Consider the following 2,648-nt stretch of genomic DNA (forward strand, 5'->3'; position numbering starts at 1 on the left):
GCGGAGCCCCGTGCCGCTACCTGTTGGCCCCCCGGCTGCGCAGCAGCAGCCACAGGAAGTACGGCGTGCCGATGACCGCCGTGACCAGGCCCGCGCCGAGCTGGGCCGGTGCGATCACCGTCCGGCCCACCACGTCCGCCGTGCCCACCAGCACCGCGCCCAGCAGGATCGCCACCGGCACCACCCGTACATGTCGGCGGCCCACCAGGGCGCGTGCGGCGTGCGGGGCGACCAGGCCGACGAAGGCGATGGTTCCGGCGGCGGCGACGGCCGCCGCGCTCAGCAGGACGCCGAGTGCGAGGAAGCCGAGACGCGAGCGGGAGAGCCCGAGGCCGAGCAGCCTCGGGGTGTCCTCGTCGAGCGAGACGAGGTCCAGCTCGGTGCGCCGGACGACCGCCACGGCGACTGAGGCCACCAGCACGACGGCGAGCGGCAGCAGATCGGGCAGGGTGCGCCCGTACGTCGAACCGGACAGCCAGGTCAGCGCCTTGGTGGCGTTGAACGGGTCGGTCAGGACGATGAACAGGCTGATCAGCGCGGTGCTCGCGGTGGCGACACCCATGCCGACCAGGACCAGCCGGTTCTGCTGGAAGCCGCCGCGTGCGGAGAGCCCGAAGACGAGGACGGAGGCGAGTGCGGCGCCTGCGAAGGCCGCGCCCGCCATGCCCGTCGGCCCGGCCATGGGCACGGTCGTCACCAGGATCACCGCACCGAGCGCGGCTCCGCCGGAGACGCCCATGACTCCGGGTTCGGCGAGCGGGTTGCGGGTCACGGCCTGGATCAGGGTGCCGGCCAGGGCGAGGGCCGCGCCCGCGAGGAGGGCGGCGAGCACCCGGGGCACCCTGGTGTCGAGGACGTAGGAGATGCCCCGGCCCGCATTGCCCTGCGCCCAGTTCACGACGTCGCCGAGCAGCAGCTTGGCGTCGCCGAGCAGTACGGAGGCGATGATCAGCCCGATCAGAACCGCCACCAGTGTCGCGGCGGCGGTGAGGAAGAAGGCCCGGCTGCGGATGCGGAGCTTGTCGGGCGGGGACTCCGCGCCCAGGTCGCGGCCCCTGGTCGCCAGGACGATCAGGAAGCAGGCGCCGACGAGGCTGGTGACCACGCCGGTCGGCACGGACGTGGAGGTGTCCGCCGACACCACGGTGCGCAGCACGACGTCCGAGCCGAGTACGAGGACGACGCCGGTCAGCGCGGACACCGCCACGTTCTGGCGCACCCGGGCGAAGCCCCGGTGGTAGCGGGCCAGGACGCGTACGACGGCCGGGGCGCACAGTCCGACGAAGCCGATCGGCCCGCAGAGGGTGACGGCGGCGGCGGACAGCAGCGCGGACAGCACGACGGTGGTCACGCGGGTGGCCCGTACGGGCACTCCCAGACCGCGCGCGGCGTCGTCGCCCAGCGCCAGGGCGTCGACCCGGCGGGCGATCAGCAGCAGCCCGGTCAGTCCGACGGCGGCGAGGGGCAGCATCCACAGCACCCCGCTGAAGCCGTTCTGGGCGATGCTGCCCTGGTTCCAGTCGTACAGCCCGTGGGTCTCCTCGGGGAACAGCAGGAGCAGGCCCTCGGTGACGGCGGTGAGGCCGAGGGTGAGGGCGGTGCCCGCCAGGACCAGCCGTACGGTTCCGGCGCCGAGTCCTGACATGCCGAGCACGATCGCGGCGGCTGCCAGGCCGCCGGCGAAGGCGACGCCGGAGGAGGCGATCATCGGCAGCGAGACGCCGGTCGCGGAGGCGAGTCCGAGCGCCAGGTAGGAGCCCGCGTTGACCGCGAGGGTGTCCGGTGAGGCGAGTACGTTGCGGCTGACGGCCTGAAGGGCGGCGCCCGCCATGCCGAGGACCGCGCCGACGAGGATGCCGGCGACCATGCGCGGCAGCCGGGAGGCGACGACGACGGAGGCGTCGCTCCGGTCGGCCTGCCCGGTGAGCGCCTTCCAGACCTGGGCGGGGCCGACGTGGGCGGTGCCCTGGGCGATGTCGATGACGGCGAGGACGGCGACCAGCAGGACGAGCACGGCCGTCACCGCTACCGCGCCGCCCTTCCGGGAAACCGCCGCCGTGGTGGGGGCGGAGGGTGCGGTGGTGGTGACGGCCATGATGTTTACGCGTGTCCCGTCGTCACTTCTTCTTCAGGGCGGTGACCACGGAGTCGACGTACTGCTCCATCGACATGGTGCCGCCGAACATCCACACGCCGTCGGGCAGGCGGTGCACCTTGTTGCCCGTCACGAACGGCAGGGACTTCCACACCGCGTTGTCGGCGAGCGCGCCGGTGAACACGTTGCTGTTCTTGTCCGTGTCGTTGGAGACGTACGCGAACTCCGCGTCCTTGTCGAGCTTGGTGAGGCCCTCGACGTCGGTGCTGCCGAGGCCGTAGGCCGGGTCGCCCTCGACCTTCCACGGGTTCTGCAGGCCGAGCCTGTCATTGACCGCGCCGATCAGCGAACCGCTGGTGAAGGGGCGGATGGAGACCTTGTTGCCCGTCAGGTAACCGTCGGCGAAGGCGAACTTCGTGCCCTTGTGCCCGGCCTTCTCCAGCTCCTGCTTGCCCGTGGCGAGCTTGGCGTCGAAGTCCTTCTTGAGCTTCTCGGCCTTGTCCGTGGAACCCGTGGCCTTGGCGATCAGGTCCAGGTTCTTGGTCATCGTGCC

General features: G+C 72.1%; 1 protein-coding gene and 1 pseudogene. Both read right to left on the reverse strand.

Going from position 1 to position 2,648, the window contains the following annotated elements:
• Window positions 1–16: 16 nt before the first annotated feature.
• The gene (locus ACWGIG_RS21225; protein ID WP_453323191.1) at window positions 17–2,095 is read right to left on the reverse strand and encodes an iron ABC transporter permease; all 2,079 of its coding nucleotides are present in this window, start codon (window positions 2,093–2,095) and stop codon (window positions 17–19) included.
• 22 nt (window positions 2,096–2,117) lie between these two features.
• Window positions 2,118–2,648 (reverse strand): annotated as a pseudogene (locus ACWGIG_RS21230) (iron-siderophore ABC transporter substrate-binding protein); the annotation flags it as partial.

The sequence above is a fragment of the Streptomyces sp. NPDC054863 genome (assembly GCF_053610825.1).